This is a genomic window from Micromonospora haikouensis, from assembly GCF_000876225.1.
GTDB lineage: Bacteria > Actinomycetota > Actinomycetes > Mycobacteriales > Micromonosporaceae > Micromonospora > Micromonospora haikouensis.
On record NZ_JXSX01000001.1, the window covers coordinates 2,964,405 to 2,982,171 of the forward strand.

At 75.0% G+C, this 17,767-nt stretch carries 18 protein-coding genes and 1 pseudogene; 8 read left to right on the forward strand and 11 right to left on the reverse strand.

All coding sequences use genetic code 11. From position 1 onward, the window contains the following. Window positions 1-120 precede the first annotated feature (120 nt). Together TK50_RS12250 and TK50_RS12255 are read right to left on the reverse strand one after the other, a co-directional pair. Window positions 121-1,107, reverse strand: coding sequence for a pirin family protein (locus tag TK50_RS12250; protein WP_043962856.1), 987 nt, complete (start codon window positions 1,105-1,107; stop codon window positions 121-123). 11 nt (window positions 1,108-1,118) lie between these two features. Further along, complete coding sequence (locus TK50_RS12255; protein ID WP_043962857.1) at window positions 1,119-1,598, reverse strand: MarR family winged helix-turn-helix transcriptional regulator; 480 nt, start codon at window positions 1,596-1,598, stop codon at window positions 1,119-1,121. 147 nt (window positions 1,599-1,745) lie between these two features. Between TK50_RS12255 and TK50_RS12260 the strand changes: the two genes are divergently transcribed. Next, the gene (locus tag TK50_RS12260; RefSeq protein ID WP_043962858.1) at window positions 1,746-2,273 is read left to right on the forward strand and encodes a GNAT family N-acetyltransferase; all 528 of its coding nucleotides are present in this window, start codon (window positions 1,746-1,748) and stop codon (window positions 2,271-2,273) included. 142 nt (window positions 2,274-2,415) lie between these two features. Here the strand turns inward: TK50_RS12260 and TK50_RS12265 are convergent, their stop codons facing one another. Both TK50_RS12265 and TK50_RS12270 read right to left on the reverse strand, forming a co-directional pair. Then, complete coding sequence (locus TK50_RS12265; protein WP_043962860.1) at window positions 2,416-2,664, reverse strand: hypothetical protein; 249 nt, start codon at window positions 2,662-2,664, stop codon at window positions 2,416-2,418. After that, entirely contained in the window at window positions 2,664-3,080 is a 417-nt protein-coding gene (locus TK50_RS12270; RefSeq protein WP_241773977.1) for a hypothetical protein, read from the reverse strand. The genes TK50_RS12265 and TK50_RS12270 overlap by 1 nt, the downstream gene beginning before the upstream one ends. 121 nt (window positions 3,081-3,201) lie before the next feature. Here TK50_RS12270 and TK50_RS12275 point away from each other — a divergent pair, with 121 nt between their 5' ends. After that, on the forward strand, window positions 3,202-3,972 hold the full coding sequence (locus tag TK50_RS12275) for a helix-turn-helix domain-containing protein (RefSeq protein ID WP_043962861.1): 771 nt from the start codon (window positions 3,202-3,204) through the stop codon (window positions 3,970-3,972). Continuing rightward, a complete protein-coding gene (locus tag TK50_RS12280; RefSeq protein WP_043962862.1) occupies window positions 3,963-4,172 on the forward strand; it encodes a DUF397 domain-containing protein in 210 nt (69 codons plus the stop codon). The genes TK50_RS12275 and TK50_RS12280 overlap by 10 nt, the downstream gene beginning before the upstream one ends. A gap of 360 nt (window positions 4,173-4,532) precedes the next feature. On the opposite strand, the gene TK50_RS12285 is transcribed toward TK50_RS12280, so the two are convergent. Continuing rightward, window positions 4,533-5,000: a general stress protein gene (locus TK50_RS12285; RefSeq protein WP_374199625.1), complete on the reverse strand. Its 468-nt coding sequence runs from the start codon at window positions 4,998-5,000 to the stop codon at window positions 4,533-4,535. Window positions 5,001-5,220: 220 nt separating this feature from the next. Between TK50_RS12285 and TK50_RS12290 the strand changes: the two are divergent. Beyond that, window positions 5,221-6,996 (forward strand): annotated as a pseudogene (locus TK50_RS12290) (glycoside hydrolase family 15 protein); the annotation flags it as partial. A 113-nt stretch (window positions 6,997-7,109) separates the two neighbouring features. Beyond that, window positions 7,110-7,889, forward strand: coding sequence for an SDR family NAD(P)-dependent oxidoreductase (locus TK50_RS12295; protein ID WP_043962865.1), 780 nt, complete (start codon window positions 7,110-7,112; stop codon window positions 7,887-7,889). Between the two features lie 137 nt (window positions 7,890-8,026). Here the strand turns inward: TK50_RS12295 and TK50_RS12300 are convergent, their stop codons facing one another. Both TK50_RS12300 and TK50_RS12305 read right to left on the reverse strand, forming a co-directional pair. Then, a complete protein-coding gene (locus TK50_RS12300; RefSeq protein ID WP_052503704.1) occupies window positions 8,027-9,427 on the reverse strand; it encodes a glycoside hydrolase family 6 protein in 1,401 nt (466 codons plus the stop codon). Window positions 9,428-9,547: 120 nt separating this feature from the next. Then, window positions 9,548-10,129 carry a helix-turn-helix domain-containing protein gene (locus tag TK50_RS12305; RefSeq protein ID WP_043962866.1) on the reverse strand — a complete coding sequence of 194 codons (582 nt, stop codon included), beginning with the start codon at window positions 10,127-10,129 and terminating at the stop codon, window positions 9,548-9,550. 50 nt (window positions 10,130-10,179) lie between these two features. Between TK50_RS12305 and TK50_RS12310 the strand changes: the two genes are divergently transcribed. Then, on the forward strand, window positions 10,180-11,142 hold the full coding sequence (locus tag TK50_RS12310; protein ID WP_043962867.1) for an NAD(P)/FAD-dependent oxidoreductase: 963 nt from the start codon (window positions 10,180-10,182) through the stop codon (window positions 11,140-11,142). 70 nt (window positions 11,143-11,212) lie between these two features. Here the strand turns inward: TK50_RS12310 and TK50_RS12315 are convergent, their stop codons facing one another. From TK50_RS12315 to TK50_RS12325, 3 genes are all read right to left on the reverse strand, one after another. Then, entirely contained in the window at window positions 11,213-12,493 is a 1,281-nt protein-coding gene (locus TK50_RS12315; protein WP_043962868.1) for a cation:proton antiporter, read from the reverse strand. Window positions 12,494-12,669: 176 nt separating this feature from the next. Further along, window positions 12,670-13,347, reverse strand: coding sequence for an HAD family hydrolase (locus TK50_RS12320; RefSeq protein WP_043962869.1), 678 nt, complete (start codon window positions 13,345-13,347; stop codon window positions 12,670-12,672). 30 nt (window positions 13,348-13,377) lie between these two features. Continuing rightward, window positions 13,378-15,522, reverse strand: a complete 2,145-nt coding sequence (locus TK50_RS12325) for an ATP-binding SpoIIE family protein phosphatase (protein WP_043962870.1) — start codon at window positions 15,520-15,522, stop codon at window positions 13,378-13,380. A 211-nt stretch (window positions 15,523-15,733) separates the two neighbouring features. Between TK50_RS12325 and TK50_RS12330 the strand changes: the two genes are divergently transcribed. Then, a complete protein-coding gene (locus TK50_RS12330) occupies window positions 15,734-16,609 on the forward strand; it encodes a mechanosensitive ion channel family protein (RefSeq protein WP_043962871.1) in 876 nt (291 codons plus the stop codon). A gap of 76 nt (window positions 16,610-16,685) precedes the next feature. Here the strand turns inward: TK50_RS12330 and TK50_RS12335 are convergent, their stop codons facing one another. Continuing rightward, window positions 16,686-17,060: a DUF6401 family natural product biosynthesis protein gene (locus TK50_RS12335; protein ID WP_043962872.1), complete on the reverse strand. Its 375-nt coding sequence runs from the start codon at window positions 17,058-17,060 to the stop codon at window positions 16,686-16,688. Window positions 17,061-17,228: 168 nt separating this feature from the next. On the opposite strand from TK50_RS12335, the gene TK50_RS12340 reads away from it, so the two are divergent. Continuing rightward, window positions 17,229-17,672, forward strand: a complete 444-nt coding sequence (locus tag TK50_RS12340; protein WP_043962873.1) for a hypothetical protein — start codon at window positions 17,229-17,231, stop codon at window positions 17,670-17,672. Window positions 17,673-17,767 lie beyond the last annotated feature (95 nt).

Below are 17,767 nucleotides of genomic sequence, written 5' to 3' on the forward strand. Positions count from 1 at the left end.
GTTGGTGATGGTGCTGCTGGGGGTGGCGGGGATCTTCGCGGTCTCCTGACCGGCAGCCATTTCGGGTACGCCGACGGGCGTCACCGGGGACAACCCCGGTGACGCCCGGCACGGCCCGCGTCAGGGGCGCTCGCCCTGCCCGCCGGTGTGCGGCAGCCGCTCGGCCGGGACCACCCCGAGCCGCCCGGCCTGGAAGTCCTCGAACGCCTGGATCAGCTCGTCCCGGGTGTTCATCACGAACGGCCCGTAATGGGCCACGGGCTCCCGGATGGGCTGCCCGCCCATGATGTAGAGCTCCAGGGCGGGGGCGTTCGAGTCCTGCGTCGCGTCGGCGGTCACCCGCAGCGCGTCGCCCGGACCGTGGACGGCGAGCTGCCCGGTGTGGAACGGCCTGCGCTCGGTGCCGACCGTGCCGCGCCCGGCGAGCACGTAGACCAGGGCGTTGAAGTCGGCCCGCCAGGGCAGGCTCAGCTCGGCCCCGGGCTGCACCGTCACGTGGGCGATGGTGATCGGGGTGTGCGTCGAGCCCGGCCCCTGGTGCCCGGCGACCTCACCGGCGATGACCCGGATCAGCGCCCCGCCGTCCGGCGTGGTGAGCAGCGCCGACTCCTTGCCGCGGATGTCCTGGTAGCGCGGCGGCTTCATCTTCGCCACCTTCGGCAGGTTGACCCAGAGCTGGAGGCCGTGGAACAGGCCGCCGCTGACCACCAGGTGCTCCGGCGGGGCCTCGATGTGCAGCAGGCCGCTGCCGGCCGTCATCCACTGGGTGTCGCCGTCGGTGATCGTGCCGCCGCCGCCGAGCGTGTCCTGGTGGTCCATGATCCCGTCGATCATGTAGGTCACCGTCTCGAAGCCCCGGTGCGGGTGCCACGGGGTGCCCTTCGGCTCGCCCGGGGCGTAGTCGACCTCGCCCATCTGGTCGAGGTGGATGAACGGGTCCAGCTCGTGCATCGGCACCCCGGCGAAGGCCCGGCGGACGGGGAAGCCCTCGCCCTCGTAGCCGCTGGGGGCGGTGGTCAGCTTGCGGACCGGACGGTAGCGGGTGGACTCGTCGAGCCGGGGCAGGCGGGGCAGGACGAGAACGTCGTCGACCGTGATGGCGGGCATCTCGAACTCCTTTACTCGCGGGGGGTGGACGAGGCGTCGCGGTCGGCGCGCAGCCGCCGGCCGAGGCGTTCGAAGACCCGGGTCAGGCAGGCGACCTCGGCGTCGTCGAGGTCGTCCATCAGGTGGGCGCGCACGGAGCGCAGGTGGTGCGGCGCGGCCTCGCGCAGCGCCAGCAGCCCGGCGGCGGTGAGCACCGCCTCGCTGCCGCGCCCGTCCTCGGCGCACGACTGCCGGGCCACCAGGCCGCGCTTCTGCATGGTGGTGATCTGGTACGTCAGCCGGCTGGGCGAGAAGACCAGTCGACCGGCCAGCTCGCCCATGCGCAGCCGCTGCCCCGGCGCCTCGGAGAGCAGCACCAGCACGTGGTAGTCGGCGAAGCTCAGCTCGCTGTCGGCCCGCAGGTCGTCCTCGAGCTGGGTGAACAGCCGCTGGCTCGACTCGATGTAGGCCCGCCAGCAGGCCATCCGCTCGCTGTCCAGGCTCTCCGTCATGCCGCAACAGTAGCACTCTTTCAAATTTTGACAAGTGACCAGGAGTGGGGGTGAGCTGTGCTACTTTCCGTTCCTGCGGCGCTTCGCTTCGGATTTGAAGGAGAAACGCCGGGCGGCCCCGGGCGGCGGCTGACAGACTGCTGGACCATGGACGACGTACGCCTGGCCGCCCCCGGGGTGCTGCTGCGCCCCTGGCGCGCGGCCGACGCCCCCGCCGTGCTGGCCGCCCTGCGCGACCCGGCCGTGACGACCTGGAACCCGCAGGGCGACATGGACGAGGCGCGGGCGCGCGAGTGGGTACGCCGCCGGGCCGACTGGTCCGCCGGGGACCACGCCTCCCTCGCCGTCGCCGACCCCGGCGACACCGCGCTGCTCGGCTCGGTGTCGCTGAGCGGCATCGGCGGCGGTCACGCCAACATCGGCTACTGGACCGTCCCCGCCGCCCGGGGGCGGGGCGTGGCCACCGCCGCCGTCCGGCGGCTCACCGGCTGGGGCTTCGCCATGCTCGGCCTGCACCGCGTCGAGCTGTTCCACGCGGTGGCCAACCCCGCCTCCTGCCGGGTCGCCGAACGGGCGGGCTACCCCCTCGAAGGCACCCTGCGCGAGTCGCACCGCTACGGCGACGGCCGCCGCCACGACGAGCACCTGCACGCCCGCCTGGCCACCGACCCCTGACCGACCCGCCCGGGGCCGTCCCGCCGGGGGTGGGCTGGGCGGGTGGCCGGCTCATGTCGGGCGGGTGGGGGTGTCCCGGGGGTGCGGATGCCGCCATGTCGCCGACATGGAGTCGATCATCGCCGGGGCGGGCCAGGATCGGTCAGGGGCGGGCGCGGGCCCAGGTGAGGAAGCGGTCGGCCAGGCCGCCGGGCGGGGTGGCCGGGTGCAGGGCGGTCAGGTGCTCCCTCGCCTCCTCCCGCAGCACCGCGAGGTAGACCAGCAGCGAGGTGCGGTCGCCCCGGTATTCGGACAGCAGCGACAGCCGGGCCGCGCCGCAGGGCCACGGAACGCCGCAGCGCCCGCACAGCCACACGGGGCGTACCGGCAGGTGGGGGCGCGGGCGCGGCATCAGCGGTACCGCAGCGCGACGGCGCGCGCCTCCTCGTCGGTGACCGGCAGGAACCACAGGAAGCGTCGGACGATCTCCGGCGGGGTCGGCCCGTCGGGCTGGCCCCGCAGGTCGCGGATCGCCGGGCGGAGGAACAGGGTGAACGCCGCCAGCAGGACGGCGCGCAGGCTGTCGTCCAGGGGCAGGGCCCGCCAGGTCGGGCAGGGGAACGGCTCGCCGTCGTGCACGCACCGCCAGGCGGGCCGCCCCGCGCAGTGCAGCTCCAGGTCGACCGGCACGTCGGCGGGGCGCACCGCAGACGCCGCCTCCCCCGCGTCGCGCCGTTCTGGCTTCTCCGCGTCGAGCCGCACCGCCTTCTCCGCGTCGAGCCGCTCTGGCGCGATCGACCCCGGCTCGCGTCCTGTGTGGTGTGTCATGGCGTCTCCCGGTCCCGTCGATCCGCGCCCTTCGACACCCCAACTTGCCGTGTGTAAGCGGACAGGAACAGCCCGTGCTGGCTATGGTGCGCAGACATCCCACACGACCACGGGGGAGACCATGAACGATGCGTTGCGCCTCGCCCTGCGCGACAGCGGGCACTCGATCGAGTCACTCGCCGCCCGGCTGGGCGTCGACCGCAAGACGGTCGCCCGCTGGCTGAACGAGGACCGCATACCCCACGCCCGGCACCGGGTGGCGGCGGCCGAGGCGCTCGGGCAGCCCATCCGGGACATCTGGCCGGACACGTCGAGACGTCGCTACCCCATGGCGTGGTTCCGGCCGTGGCAGGAGATGGAGCGGGAGGCGGTGTCGCTGCGGTCGTACCAGTCGATGGTGGTGCCGGGCCTGCTCCAGACGGAGGGCTACGCCCGCGCGGTGCTCGGCGGCACGGGCCTGATCGCCCCGGGCGACGTCGAGCAGCACCTCGCCAACCGGCTGGCCCGCCAGGACATCCTGCGCCGCGACGACCCGCCCCGCCTCACGGCGGTCATCGACGAGGGGGCGCTGCGCCGCCCGGTCGGCGGCCCGGAGGTCATGCGCGGGCAACTGGAGGCCCTGGTGGCGGCCTGCGCGGCCCCGCACGTCCGCGTGCACGTCGTGCCGGCGACGGTCGGCGCGTACGCTGGGCTCAACGGTCCGTTCGTGCTCGCGGTGGGGCCGGAGCTGCGGACGGCGGGCTATGTGGACACTCAGCTCGACGGGCAGCTCGTCACCGACCCGGAGGACGTCGCGGCCCTGCTGACCGTCTGGGAGAACGTGCGCGGCGAGGCGCTCTCCCACTGGCAATCGGCCGACCTACTCGGGGAGATGGCGAAAGCATGGACCTGACTGGCGCGCGGTGGCGCACGAGCACCCGCAGCAGCGGCAACGGCGGCGACTGCGTCGAGGTCGCCGACAACCTGCCCGGCGTGGTGCTGGTGCGGGACAGCAAGGACCGGGCCGGCGCGACGCTCACCTTCGCGCCCGCCGCGTGGCGCGGCTTCGTCGCGCGGGCGGGTTCCGTCGAGCGGGCGAGGCGCGCCGGCTGACCCGGACTCTCCGACCTGGCGTGCCCCGGCCCGCCCCGCCCCGCCCCGGCCTGCCCCGGCCCGCCCCGCCCCGCCCCGGGCCCGCGCGTCATGTCGGCGACATGGCGGTATCCCGGCCGCCCGGATACCGCCATGTCGCCGACACGGAGTCGATCTCGGGCGGGGCGGCTGCCGGATGCCGGCCTGGCCCCGGATGCCGGCTTGGCCCCGGATGCCGGCCCCGCACCGGACACCGGCCTGGCGGGGTGGACGCCGGGCCGCGGGGCGGGGCGGCTGGCCCCCGGACGACGGCCCGCCCCCGGCACGCCGGGCGGCCCCGGGGGAGTCCCCGGGGCCGCCGGTGGGCGGTCAGGTCACCGCTCAGCGGGCGGTCGCGCCCGTCGGCGTCATGTGCATCCGGCCGAGCAGCTGCCGGGCCTGGTCGGCCACGCCGGCGTCGACGGTGACCGCGTACTGGGCGGCGCGCAGCGAACTCGCCGAGGTGAAGTCCCGCTGGCCCCCGCTCATCGCGTGCGCCACCGCGCCGAACACGGCCCCCCAGATCGCGCCGATCACCAGCCCGACCAGGATCACCGCGATCCAGCTACCGGCGGTGAAGATGCCGAACAGCAGGCCGATGAACAGGCCGAACCAGGCGCCCGTGCCGGCGCCGATCAGGGCCGCGCGGCCCGTGGTCAGTCGGCCGAGCACCGTCTCGACGAGGGTCAGGTTCGTCCCCACGATGGCGGTGTGCTCCACCGGGAACCGGTTGTCGGCCAGATAGTCCACCACCCGCTGGGCGGACGGATAGTCCGGGTACGACCCGATCGTCACCGTCGGCGCGCCCACCTGCGGGCCGTGGCCGTCGCCAGCGGGCGCGGCGGGTCGGCCCGCCGGGCCGTACGGGAGGTTGTTCGCGCCCGGCATTCCGGGTTGCCAGGCCGCAGTCGAAGTCGTGGGTCTGGTCATGGTGTCCTCCTTCGTCGACCACCCGCCTTCCCCCGGCCGGCGAGCGGTAACGTCGCCGTCCCCGGCGAATGCTGCTCGGCCCGGCCGGGTAGGCACCGGCGTGGACAGCGGACGGATCAGCGAACACGGCTTCCTGGCCGACGGCCGCAGCGCGGCCCTGGTCGACCGGGCCGGCTCGGTCAACTGGTGGTGCCCGGCGCGGTTCGACGCCCCGTCGGTCTTCGGCCGGCTGCTCGACGACGACGCGGGGCACTGGTCGATCAGCCCCGCCGGGGCCGGGTTCACCAGCGAACGCTCCTACCTGGACGACACGCTGGTGCTGCGTACCGTCTTCACCACCGACGGCGGGTCGGTCGCGGTGACGGACGCGCTCGCGCTGGAGCCCGGCGCGCGCGGCCACGACATCGGCCGGCGTTCGCCGCGCGTCCTCGCCCGGCTGGTGGAGGGCGTCTCCGGCGCGGTGCCGGTGCGGCTGACCTACCGGCCCCGCTTCGAGTACGGCCGGGTCGCCGCGTACCTGGTCGCGCACCCCGGGGGGCTCGACGCCACCGCCGGGGCGGCGAAGCTGCGGCTGCGCGGCGACGTGCCGCTGACCTGCGGCGAGAGCGAGGCCACCGCCACGTTCACCGTCCGGGCCGGCGAGTCCTACGGCTTCACCCTGGGGTACGCGCCGACGTACGACGGCGGGGACCCGGTGACGCCGGAGGCGGCGGCGACGGTGGCGGAGGCGGCGGCCGGCTGGCGCTCGTGGGCGGGGCTGCACCCGTACCAGGGCCGCTGGCCGGAGCCGGTGCGGCGCAGCGCGTTGGTCGTGCAGGGCATGACGTACCAGCCCAGCGGCGCGATCGTCGCGGCGGCGACCACCTCGCTGCCGGAGGCGCTGGGTGGGGACCGCAACTACGACTACCGCTTCGTCTGGGTGCGGGACTTCAGCCTGACCCTGCGGGCGCTGTGGCGGGCGGCCTGCCCCGACGAGGCCAACCGGCAGTTCGCCTGGGTGGCGCGGGCGATGGGCCGCATCGGCAACCAGCCGGTGCCCATCATGTACGGCGTCGAGGGGGAGCGGGACCTCACCGAGCACCCCCTCGACCACCTCGCCGGGTACGCCGACAGCCGGCCCGTCTTCGTCGGCAACGACGCGTGGCGGCAGCGGCAGACCGACGTGCTCGGGGAGATCCTCGACGCGGCGTGGCTGATGCGCCACTACCTCGACCCGATGGACCCGGAGGTGCACCAGCTCCTGCGGGCCCTGGCCGACCAGGCGGTCGCCGACTGGCACCGACCCGACGCCGGGATGTGGGAGGCCCGTGATGCCGAGCGGCACTACGTGTCGTCGAAGGTGCAGTGCTGGACCGCCCTGGACCGGGCGGTGCGCTTCGGGCCCCGCCTCGGCGACGCCGCCGACGTGGCCCGCTGGGCGGCCGCCCGCGACGCCGTCCGCGCGGCGGTGCTGCGGCGGGGGTGGAACGAGCGCGTCGGCGCGTACACCGGGGCTTTCGACTCCCCCGACCTGGACGCCTCGGTGCTGCTCATGCCGCTGGTGGGGTTCCTGCCCGCCGACGACCCCCGGATGCGCGCCACCATCGACGTCGTCGAGGCCCGGCTGTCCCACGACGGCCTGCTGCGGCGGTGGGACGGCGACCCGGCGGGCTTCGTCATCTGCTCGTTCTGGCTGGTGGGCTGCCTGGCCCTGGCCGGGGAGGTGGACCGGGCCGAGCGGCTGTTCGAGTCCCTCGCCGGCCGGGTCAACGACCTGGGCCTGTTCGCCGAGCAGATCGACCAGGCCACCGGGGAGCAGCTCGGCAACTTCCCGCAGGCGTTCTCGCACATCGGCCTGATCAACGCCGCTGGGCACCTGACGGAGGCGACCGCCGGCCGGAAACAAGCCGACGCCGACGTCGACGCCGATGGGCGGCGACGTGCAACGGGTGCGGACCGCCCGCGCCAGACCGTGCCGACGGGCACGGCACGACCGGAGGGAGCACGCTGATGACCGGACGGCTCGACGGGAGGACGGCCCTGATCACCGGCTCGGACTCGGGGATCGGGCAGGCCAGCGCCATCGAGTTCGCCCGCGAGGGCGCCGACGTGGTGGTGCACTACCTGCACGACCGGCAGGGGGCCGAGCACACCCGGGACCGGGTGGAGCGGGCCGGCCGGCGGGCGGTGGTGATGCGCTGCGACATCACCGACGAGCAGGACGTCGAGGCGATGTTCGATGCGGCCATCGCCGAGTTCGGCAGTCTCGACGTGCTGATCAACGACGCCGGGGTCGACGCCTCCGGCGTCCCCGTGGCGGACCTGGACACCGAGACGTGGGACCGGGCGATCCGGACCAACGTGTACGGGGCGTTCTTCTGCTCCCGGCGGTTCGTCCAGCACCGCCGCGACCAGGGCGGCCACGGGAAGATCATCAACATCACGTCGATCCACCAGGAGGTGGCCCGCGCCGGCGGCTCGGACTACGACACCAGCAAGGGGGCGCTGCTGGAGTTCGCCAAGAGCCTCGCGCTGGAGGTCGCCCCGATGCACCTCAACGTCAACAACATCGGGCCGGGGATGGTGCTCACCCCGTTCAACCAGAAGGCCATCGACGACCCGGCCTACCTGGAGGAGCAGGTGCAGTCGATTCCCTGGAAGCGGGCCGCCGAACCCGAGGAGATCGGCCGGCTGGCCGTCTTCCTGGCCAGCGACGACGCCGACTACGTGACCGGGTCGACGTACTTCATGGACGGCGGGCTCATGCAGAACCAGGGCCAGGGCGCCTGACCGGCGTCGCCCGCCCGTCCGACGGGTCCGGGCCCCGGCCCCGCGCTTCTCGCGCGGCGGCCGGGGCCCGGTGGTGGTGGTGCTGAGAAGGGGACCCCTCCATACCGGAGGCGTCAAGAGGGGTCCCTTTTCCTTGCTCAGTTGCAGCGGGAGCCGTTGAGGGTGAAGCCGCTGGGGGCGGGCAGCGAGGACCCGGAGAAGGTGCCCTGGAACCCGACGCTCACCGTGCCGTTGGCCGGCAGGCTGCCGTTCCAGGCCACGTTGCGGACGAGGAGCGTATCGCCGCTCTGGCTCCATTCGCCGTTCCAGCCGCTGGACAGCCGCACCCCGGCGCTGGCCGGGAAGCCGAAGCTGAGCGACCAGGCGTTGAGCGCGCCTCCGCCGTTGGTGATCCGCAGCTCGGCGGTGAACCCGCCGGCCCACGTGTTCGGGGTGAAGGTGACCGTGCACCCGCCGGCCGGGGGGTTCGTCGTCGGCGGCGCGGTGGTCGGCGGCGCGGTGGTCGGGGGCGCGGTGGTGGGCGGGGCGGTCGTCGGCGGGGCGGTCGTCGGCGGGGCGGTCGTCGGGAGCGGGCCGGCGGCGATCGCCAGGTCGTAGGCCCGCTGCGGGACGAACTGGCCGGCCGCGGCGATGCAGCCGTCGGCCTCGCCGGGCAGCTTCACCCACAGGAACGCGTCGATCGCCGAGTCGCCGGTCGCGGTGGTGCTCGGCGTGCCGATCGCCCGCCCCGGCGGGTCGCACCACTCGGAGCCGGCCGGGCCGTTGCCGTTGCGGCTGGTGTCGATCACGGCCTTCAGCCGGGACACGCCGGTGGCGGCGATGACCTGCTTGGCGTACGAGACGGACTCGGCGGTGGTGCGGTAGTTCGACACGTTGAGCGAGATGCCGTCGGCGCTGTTGGCGATGTCCGCCCCGTTGAGCCGGGACGCGATCTCGGCGGGGGCCAGCCACGCCGAGTGCCCCGCGTCGAAGTAGACCTTCGCCTGGGACGAGCCCGACTTGAGCTTCTTGCCGGCGTACGCCATCGACGCCCGCGTCTCGGCCTGCTGGCTGGAGTTCTGGCAACTCGTCATGATCGGCAGGACGTCGGGCTCCAGCACGATCGTGGCGGGCCGTCCGGCCAGGCCGGCGGCGACCTGGTCCACCCACTGCCGGTAGGCGGTGTGGTTGGGCGCGCCCCCGGTGCTGGCGCCGCTGCAGTCGCGGTTGGGGATGTTGTAGACCACCAGGATCGGGATCTTCCCGGCTGCGGCGGCGGCACCGACGAACTGGTCCACCTCGGACCGTACGGTCGAGGTGTTGGTGGTGGTGAACCAGCGGCCCTGCGGCACGCTGGCGATCCGGTCCCGGATCACGGCGGCCCGCGAGTCGCCGGGGTTGGCGGCGACCCAGCGGGCGGCGCTGGCCTGCGGGTCGACGTAGAACGCGGAGTCGGCGGCGGCGGCCGGGGTGGCCCCGAGCAGGCCGACCGCGACGGTGGCGGCGGTGAGTGCGGTCGCGCTGGCGGCCACGGCCGCGAGCGCCGGTCTGCTTCGCATGGGCGTCGTCCTCCACGGATCGATGTTTATGCGTGGAAGCGCTCCCACGCTTTCTCGACAAGGTACGCGTCCATTGCCAGCATGTGAAGACCCTGTGACGTTGTTCGATCGGTTTCCGGGTCACGCCTTCGGGCGGGCGCGCAGGTGGGCCCGCTCGCCCTGGCTGCCGAACAGGCTGAGGAACTCCACCGACCCGGCGTCGGCGGCCCCGAACCAGTGCGGGACGCGGGTGTCGAACTCGGCCGCCTCGCCGGGGGAGAGGACCAGGTCCCGCTCGCCCAGCACCATCCGCAGCCGGCCGTTGAGCACGTACAGCCACTCGTAGCCCTCGTGGGTCTGCGGATCCGGCTCCCGCCGCCCACCGCCCGCCGGGATCACCAGCTTGTACGCCTGGATGCCGCCCGCCCGGCGGGTCAGCGGCAACATGATCATGCCGTGCCGGGTGACGGGGCGCAGGTGGATGCGCGGGTCCCCGGTCGGCGGGGCGCCCACCAGGTCGTCGAGCGTCACCCCGTGCGCCCGCGCCAGGGGGAGCAACTGCTCCAGGGTCGGCCGGCGGGCACCGGACTCCAGCCGGGACAGGGTGCTCACCGAGATGCCGGTCGCCGCCGACAACTCGGCCAGCGTCGTCTCGCGCTGCCGGCGCAGCGCCCGCAGCCGGGGCCCGACCCCGGCGAGCGCCCGATCCAGGTCGTCGGTCACCCCACGAGCTTGCCAGACCGCCGGGCCGCCCCACCCCCTACGATCATCGGATGGGAGTGGAGCGGACGCGCGTCGTGGTGGTCGGGGCGGGCATCGCCGGGGTGGCCTGCGCCGCCGAGCTGCACCGGGCGGGGATCCCCGTCCAGGTCCGCGAGCGCGGCCGGGTGCCGGGCGGCCGGATGGCCAGCAAGAGGTTCGACGGGCGACCGGCGGACCTCGGCGCGGCGTACTTCACCGTCAGCGACCCCGGCTTCGCCGAGGTGGTACGCGGCTGGGCGGCCGCCGGGCTGGCCCGGGAATGGACCGACACCTTCGTCGCCTACTCCGCCGCCGGCCGGCGGGAGGTGCCCGGGCCAATGCGCTGGGCCGCCCCGCGCGGGCTGCGTTCCCTGGTCGAGCACCTGGCCGCCGACCTGCCCGTCGTCGTCGACCGGCTGGTGCTCGGCGTCGAGCCGGGGCCGACCGTCGACGGGGAGCCCTGCGCCGCCGTGGCGCTGGCCGTGCCCGGCCCCCAGGCGGCCCTGCTGCTCGACCCGGCGCTGGAGGCGGCCACCGCCGCCGTGCAGGCGCAGCGGTGGTCGCCGACGCTCAGCGGGGTGCTGCGCTTCCCCACCCGGTCCTGGGCCGACTTCCGGGGCGCGTTCGTCAACGACCACCCGCTGCTCAACCTCGTCTGCGACGACGGCGACCGGCGCGGCGACCGCGCCCCGGTGCTGGTCGCGCACACCACCCCCGAGTTCGCCGCCGGGCACCTCGCCCAGCCCACCGGGGCCGCACGGGCCATCGAGGAGGCCGTCCGCGACCTGCTCGGCCTGCCCGACCGCGCCGAGCACGTGCACGTGCACCGCTGGACGTACGCGAAGCCCGTCGACCGGGCCGGCGACGGCACGTACCACCTCGACGCCGACGGCATCGGCCTGGCCGGGGACGCCTTCGGTGAGCCCCGCATCCAGAGCGCCTGGCGCTCCGGCCACGACCTCGGCCGGGCCCTGGCCGCCCGCCTGACCCCCTGACCCCCCCCCGGACCCCCACCCACCCTCGGCGATCTTGCAGTTGCGGCCCCTGGAGCGGGGCTTATGCCCGTTATTCCCGGGCCGTAAGTGCAAGATCGCGGGAGGTGGGGGAGCCGGTGCGTTCGCCCTCGTGGTCGAGGAGCTGCATGACCGGGGTGGCGGCCACCCCGTGCACCACCACCGACACGACCACCACCAGGCCGACCGTGGCCCACAGCAGCTCCGCCTGCGGGAAGTCGGCCTTCGTCGTCGCGTACGCCAGGTAGTAGAACGAGCCCACGCCCCGGATGCCGAACAGGGAGATCACCCAGTGCTCCGCCGGCCGGCCCGGCGCGCCGCGCAGCGACAACCAGGCGACCAGCGGCCGGACCACGAAGACCAGCGCCAGCCCGACCAGTGCCGCCGGCCAGGTCAGCGGAGCGAGCAGCCCGCCGACCACCGCGCCGCCGAACAGCAGCAGCAACAGGACGGTCAGCAGCCGCTCGACCTGCTCGGCGAAGTCGTGCAGCACCGAGTGGAACTCGTGGGTGCGCTCGGCCGCCCGGATCGCCCGCGCCGCCACGAACACGGCCAGGAAGCCGTAGCCGCCCACGACCTCCACCAGCCCGTACGCCAGGAACGTCGCGGCCAGCGCCAGGAACCCCTCGGCGTGGCGGGCCAGCCGCAACTGACTCGGGGCCCGGAAGAACAGCTTGCCGAGCAGCCAGCCGACCGCCAGGCCCCCGCCGACGCCGACGGCCAGCTTGTAGAGCACGTCGACGGTGAACCAGTCGACGAACCACTCGCGCGGGGCGAGCCCGGCGGTGGCGATGGCGACGGCCGCGTACACGAAGGGGAAGGCCAGGCCGTCGTTGAGGCCGGCCTCGCTGGTCAGCGCGAACCGCACCTCGTCCTCGGAGTCCTCCACGTCGGTCGGCTCGCCGACCTGCACGTCGGAGGCGAGCACCGGGTCGGTCGGGGCGAGCGCCGCGCCGAGCAGCAGCGCGGCGGCCGGCACCAGCCCCGCCCACCACCAGCCCAGCAGCGCCACCGCCGCGATGCACAGCGGCATCGCGATCGCCAGCAGCCGCCAGGTGGACGACCACCTGGCCCAGCTCAGCGGGCGGTCGATCTTCAGCCCCGCGCCCATCAGGGCCACGATCACGCCGATCTCGGTGAGGTGGGTGGCGATCTCGGGGTGCTCCAGCGGATCCGGGCCGGGCAGCCCGGTCGGCAGGATGAAGATCAGCATGCCCAGGCCGAGGAACGCGATCGGCATCGACAGGGGCCGGCGCTCCAACACCCGGGGGAGGATCCCGGCGAGCAGGGCACCCAGCCCCACCACCGCGAACGAGACGTCTACCGGCTCCACGGCACCACCCTTCCGCCCGTCCGCGAGATGCGGGCGAGTGGTGACGGACCTTGCCCCGTGGACGGCCGCCGTAAGCGTGCTCGCCGCAATCGATGCGCCGCGCCGCGCCAGGGCTGACCGCTGGGCACCCCCCGGGGGTCAGCCGCGCGCGGTGCCGCGCTCCCCGCTCGCGGCGGTCAGCGCGGTGCCGCGAGCGGGGAGTCCGCCAGGGCCTCCAGCAGGGCGGCCGGGTCGTCGTAGACGGCTACCGCGCCCGCCCCGGCCAGCTCGCCCCGGCTGGTCCCGCCGCAGGTCAACCCCACGCACGGGATGTCCAGCTTGCCGGCGGCGGCGACGTCCCAGACCGAGTCGCCGACGAAGACCACCCGGGACGCGTCCAGGCCGGACTGCTCCAGCGCGGCCACCAGGATGTCCGGGGCGGGCTTGCTCTGCTCGGCGTCCGCCGCGCAGGTGACCGTCGTGATCGCGTCGTCGGCGTCCAGCGCCCGGCGCAGCGCCCCCACCTCGTGCGCGGCGGCCGAGGTGGCGAGCACCACCCGCAGCCCCCGGGCGGCGCAGGCGCGCACCAGGTCGGCGGCGCGGGGCAGCGGGACCAGCCGCTCCCAGTACTCGCCGTAGAGGCTGTCGTGGGCGTCGCGCAGCTTCCCGTCGGCGGTGCGGTCCCGTTCCGGGCCGAGCAGGTGGTCCAGGAGCTTGTCGGAGCCCATCCCGATGGCGCGGTGGATGGTCGCCATCGGCACCGGCTGGTCGGCCTGCCGCAGCGCCTCCCACCAGCTCACCGTGTGCAGATAGGTGGTGTCGACCAGGGTGCCGTCGACGTCGAAGAGGACGCCGCGCTGATTGTCGGTGGCCATGCGTGCCCTCCTACCCGGTCGGGGCCCGCCCTACCCGGCCGGGACGTCCCGTTGCCCGGTTGGGATGAGGATCTCGAACCAGACCGTCGAGCCACGGACCGTCGGGTCGGTGCCCCAGGCGTCGCTGAGCTGCTCGATCAGGCCGAGACCCCGGCCCCGGCTGCTCAACGTGTCGGTGCGGGCCCGGGTCACGGTGCCCCGGGTGCCCGAGTCGGCCACCGACACCAACAGCCGCTCCGGGCTGAGGTCGATCTCGACGCGGGCGGCGGTGCCGGCGTGCAGCAGCGCGTTGGTCGTCAGCTCGCTGGTGCACAGCACCGCGGCGCCGACCACCGCCTCGGGCACCTGCCAGTCGGTGAGCTGGGCGGTCATCCAGTGCCGCACCCGGCTCGGCGCGGTCGGCTCCGCCGGCACCTCGATGCTCGCCGAGCGGCTGGGGATCAGCGCGTGCTCCACCGCCAGCACCGCCACGTCGTCCTCCGTGGCCCCGGCCACGGCTGCCGTCGCCACCGCGCACAGGGCCCGGGGATCGCCGCTGGCCGCCCCCGCCACGGCGGCGGCCAGGCTGTCCAGCCCTGCGACGAGGCTCTGCCGCCGCCGCTCGACCACGCCGTCGCTGAACAACAGCAGGGTGTCGCCGGGGGCGAAGCGGACGGTGGTGGTGCACGGGGCGCAGCCCAGCCCGAGCGGGGCGCCGGGCGGCACGTCCAGGTATTCCGCCACGGGCTCCCCGCCGGGCCCGCCCCGGCGCACCAGCGGCGCGGGGTGCCCGGCGCTGGCCAGCGTGAGCCGCTCCCGCTGCGCGTCGACCACCCCGAACACCACCGTCACGAACAGCTCCTGGCTGCCCGTCTCGGCGCCGAGGCTGCCCACGAGGCGGTCCAGCCCGGCGAGCACGGCGTCGGGCCGGGGGTCGCTCAGGGCCAGCGCGCGCAGCGCCGCGCGGACCTGGCCCATCCGGGCCGCCGCCTGCACGTCGTGCCCCGCCACGTCGCCGAGGACGACGCCCAGCTCGCCGCTGGGCAGCAGGAACGCGTCGTAGAAGTCGCCACCGGCGGCGTTGCCGTCGACACCGGCGTCGTAGCGGGCGGCGATCCGCAGCCGGGGCAGGTCCGGCAGGTGCTCCGGCAGCATGCTGCGTTGCAGCAGCTGGGCGGTGCCGTGTTGGGTCTCGAACCGGCGGGCGCGCTCGGCGGCCTGGCCGATCAGCTCGGCCGAGGCGGCCAGCAGGGCCCGCTCGGCGGCCGACCAGGCGCGCGCCGCGTGGTATCCGACGGTGAGCCCGCCGCGCAGCGCCGACGTGCGCAACGGCTGGGCGGCCAGCGCCCGCACCTTCTGGTCGTGCCGGTCCACCGCGATGTCCCGCAGCGGCTGCCCGTCGGAGACGAACTGGGCGACCCCGCTGCGCGCGGCGACGATCAGCGGCCCGGTGGAGTCGGCGGGCGAGCGCCGCCACAGCGGGGGCAGCCGCTCGTCGGCCTCGTCCAGCAGCTCGCCGCGGACCCGCCGCACCGTGCGCCACCCCGCCCCGTCGTCGACGCCGAAGGTGACCCGGTCGGTGTCGAACGCGGTGAGCAGGTAACGCAGGGAAACCCGGGCCACGTCGTCCAGGGTGAGCGTGCCGGCCAGCGCGGCGGCCACGTCGCTGAGGCTCTGCAACTGCTCGGTGACCTGGCTGGTCTCGGCGGTCACGGTCAACACCCCGACGATCCGCCCCGCGCTGTCGCGCACCGGGGAGTGGCCCCGGGTGAACACCGCCTGCCCCCGGGCGTCGGGGTGCTGCCGGTCGTACGGGAGCACCGCCTCCCGCTCCAGCGACGACTCGCCCTGCCGGTAGGCGCGCTCGAACGCGTCGCCGACGCCCGGCTCGCCCCACACGTCGGCGAAGACCTCGCCGGCCGGCCGGCCCGCCGCGTCGGGGTGGCGGTCGCCGATGAGGGTCGCGTACGCGTCGTTGTAGAACAGCAGGAGATCGTCGCCGAGGGCCAGCGCCATCGGCACCGGCGAGGCGAGGATCAGCTCGGCCGCGCCGCGTACCAACGGGTCCCAGTGCTGGGGCGGGCCGGCAGTCGTCGCGGCCCGGGAGCGGCCGGTGACGACGCCCGCGGCGTCGGAGGCGGACGCCTCCGCGGCGGGCGTTGCTGGCGTGGGGACTCGCCCGACCGTGCCTGGCATGTCCGCAGCCTAGCCGGAGCGCCCCGCTCACGGCCCGATCGCGGGGCCGACCCGCGTCGACCGGCCGCCCGGGGCCGGAGGCCGGTGCCCGTCAGCGCAGGTCAGGGCCGCTCTGGGCGGCGATGTCGGGAAATTCGGTACGCGTCGCGCGGCGTGCGGCGCACCGAGGCGGGTATGCGCGCGCCGAAGTCCATGCGACAGGAGGGACACCATGCAGAAAACCCTCGCGGTCGGGCAGGTAGACATCGGTACGGCCCTGACCGATATGTGGAGGTCGGTGCTGCTCTTCGTCCCGAGGGCGATCGCGTTCATCGTGATCCTCGTGGTGGGGTGGCTCATCGCCAAAGCGGTCCTCAAGATCGTGGACGCGGCACTGGAACGGGTGGGGTTCGACCGTGCGGTCGAACGGGGTGGGGTCCGGCGCGCGCTGGAACGCACCAAGTACGACGCCAGCGACATCCTGGCGAAACTGGCGTACTACGCCGTGCTGCTGTTCACCCTGCAGTTCGCCTTCGGGGTGTGGGGGCCGAACGCGATCAGCGACCTGATCCGGGGCGTGGTCTCGTGGCTGCCCCGGGCGTTCATCGCGATCGTCATCGTGGTGGTGGCCGCCGCGATCGCCAACGCGGTGCGGGACCTGGTCACCGGCTTCCTGGGCGGCCTGTCCTACGGCCGGGTGCTGGCCGACGTGACGGCGATCTTCATCCTGGCGCTCGGTGTCATCGCCGCGCTCAACCAGGTGGGCATCGCCACCACGGTCACCACGCCGGTGCTGATCGCGGTGCTCGCCACGGTGGCCGGCATCCTGATCGTCGGCGTCGGCGGCGGCCTGGTGCGGCCGATGCAGAACCGCTGGGAGGGGTGGCTCGACCGGGCCGCCGAGGAGTCCCGGGCGCTGCGGGAGCACCGCCAGGCGCAGGCCACCGGCCGGGGCGACGTCGAGCGGCGGATGGCCGACCGGGGCGCCGAGCGCGCCCGGGCCATGCCCGAGGGGTCGATGACCGGCGCCCGCGGCGGGCAGGGGACGTACCGCTCCGGCAACATGCCGGGCGACGAGACCCAGCAGTTCGGCCGCCCGGGTAGCTGACCGGGGGTAGCACGAGACGGAGGGGGCCCGCACGGGTCCCCTCCGTTCTCGGATGCGGCCCGCGTCCGGGGTGTGGTCAGAGCGTCGGCAGCGGGGCCGGGTGGGTGCCCAGGGAACGGGCCAGGGCGCAGACCGCGAGCAGGCGGGTGAGCAGCCAGTCGGCTTCGGCGAAGTCCGCCGAGCGGGTGGGCGGCTGCCAGCCGTGCTCGCGCGCCGCGTCGCGGACGCCCTCGGCGTAGCCGGCGAGCGCGGCGGGGGTCAGCGGCCGGCGGTCGCCGCCCAGGGCGTCCCGGACTGCGGCGGCGTGCTGGTCGACCTCGGCCAGCAACCCGGGGCAGGTGGCGGCGGCGGCGAGCCCGGCGGTGCCGATCGAGACCGTCAGCACGGCGAGGGCGGAGCTGGCGGAGTCCACGGCGGAGCGGCCCGTGGCCCGGTTCGACGGCACACGCATGAGGACCGAGGCTAACCGGCCGGTAACCGCGCGCGCCTCCGCCGCTCGGCCGGTCCCGGGTCCTCCACCGGTCGGCCGACACCCCGGCCGCCGGGATTGACCCGGCCGGCGCGGGGCAGAAGGGAGAACGGGTCGACACCGACGCGACCGGCACCCTGGAGGAACGCAATGGGACAGCAGGACCAGCCCGACGAGCGGCACCGCCGCCCCGCCGGGGTCGGCGACGACACCGTCGAGGCGCTGGGCAAGCTCAGCGAGGCGCTGGAGACCGTCGAGCGGGCGCGCGGGCACCTCTACACGCTGCACCAGCTCGTCGGCCACGCGGACCTGATGCTCGACGACGCCGTCGAGAAGTTCCGCGCCGCAGGGCACGACGTGATCGCCGACCGGATCGCCACCGACCTGCTCGGGCGCAACGTGATCGCCGGCCGGTGGACCTTCCAGATCGTCGAGGACTTCGACGACGGCTACTACGCGCTGTTCCGGGACCTCGACCGGGAGGCCCGCGACGAGCTGGTCGCCGGCCGGCGGCACCTGTACGAGGCGGAGATGAAGGAGCGGCGGCGCACCCGGGGCCGCCCCGGCCACGAGGCGCGCCCGGCCGGCGAGTGACACCGGGCCCGGCGACGGACGCCGGGCCGTCCGCCTGCGGCCTGCGCTCGTGTACGCCCGCCGAGTCGTCACCCTGCGTTGTCCCCAAGGGCGGG

What these genes read in the sequence shown, in the direction of transcription:
- TK50_RS12300 (WP_052503704.1), bottom strand. Translation starts at nt 9,427, where the DNA reads ATGCGAAGCAGACCGGCGCTCGCGGCCGTGGCCGCCAGCGCGACCGCA.
- TK50_RS12335 (WP_043962872.1), bottom strand. Translation starts at nt 17,060, where the DNA reads ATGCGTGTGCCGTCGAACCGGGCCACGGGCCGCTCCGCCGTGGACTCC.
- TK50_RS12260 (WP_043962858.1), top strand. Translation starts at nt 1,746, where the DNA reads ATGGACGACGTACGCCTGGCCGCCCCCGGGGTGCTGCTGCGCCCCTGG.
- TK50_RS12340 (WP_043962873.1), top strand. Translation starts at nt 17,229, where the DNA reads ATGGGACAGCAGGACCAGCCCGACGAGCGGCACCGCCGCCCCGCCGGG.
- TK50_RS12250 (WP_043962856.1), bottom strand. Translation starts at nt 1,107, where the DNA reads ATGCCCGCCATCACGGTCGACGACGTTCTCGTCCTGCCCCGCCTGCCC.
- TK50_RS12310 (WP_043962867.1), top strand. Translation starts at nt 10,180, where the DNA reads ATGGGAGTGGAGCGGACGCGCGTCGTGGTGGTCGGGGCGGGCATCGCC.
- TK50_RS12295 (WP_043962865.1), top strand. Translation starts at nt 7,110, where the DNA reads ATGACCGGACGGCTCGACGGGAGGACGGCCCTGATCACCGGCTCGGAC.
- TK50_RS12325 (WP_043962870.1), bottom strand. Translation starts at nt 15,522, where the DNA reads ATGCCAGGCACGGTCGGGCGAGTCCCCACGCCAGCAACGCCCGCCGCG.
- TK50_RS12320 (WP_043962869.1), bottom strand. Translation starts at nt 13,347, where the DNA reads ATGGCCACCGACAATCAGCGCGGCGTCCTCTTCGACGTCGACGGCACC.
- TK50_RS12270 (WP_241773977.1), bottom strand. Translation starts at nt 3,080, where the DNA reads ATGACACACCACACAGGACGCGAGCCGGGGTCGATCGCGCCAGAGCGG.
- TK50_RS12330 (WP_043962871.1), top strand. Translation starts at nt 15,734, where the DNA reads ATGCAGAAAACCCTCGCGGTCGGGCAGGTAGACATCGGTACGGCCCTG.
- TK50_RS12280 (WP_043962862.1), top strand. Translation starts at nt 3,963, where the DNA reads ATGGACCTGACTGGCGCGCGGTGGCGCACGAGCACCCGCAGCAGCGGC.
- TK50_RS12265 (WP_043962860.1), bottom strand. Translation starts at nt 2,664, where the DNA reads ATGCCGCGCCCGCGCCCCCACCTGCCGGTACGCCCCGTGTGGCTGTGC.
- TK50_RS12255 (WP_043962857.1), bottom strand. Translation starts at nt 1,598, where the DNA reads ATGACGGAGAGCCTGGACAGCGAGCGGATGGCCTGCTGGCGGGCCTAC.
- TK50_RS12275 (WP_043962861.1), top strand. Translation starts at nt 3,202, where the DNA reads ATGAACGATGCGTTGCGCCTCGCCCTGCGCGACAGCGGGCACTCGATC.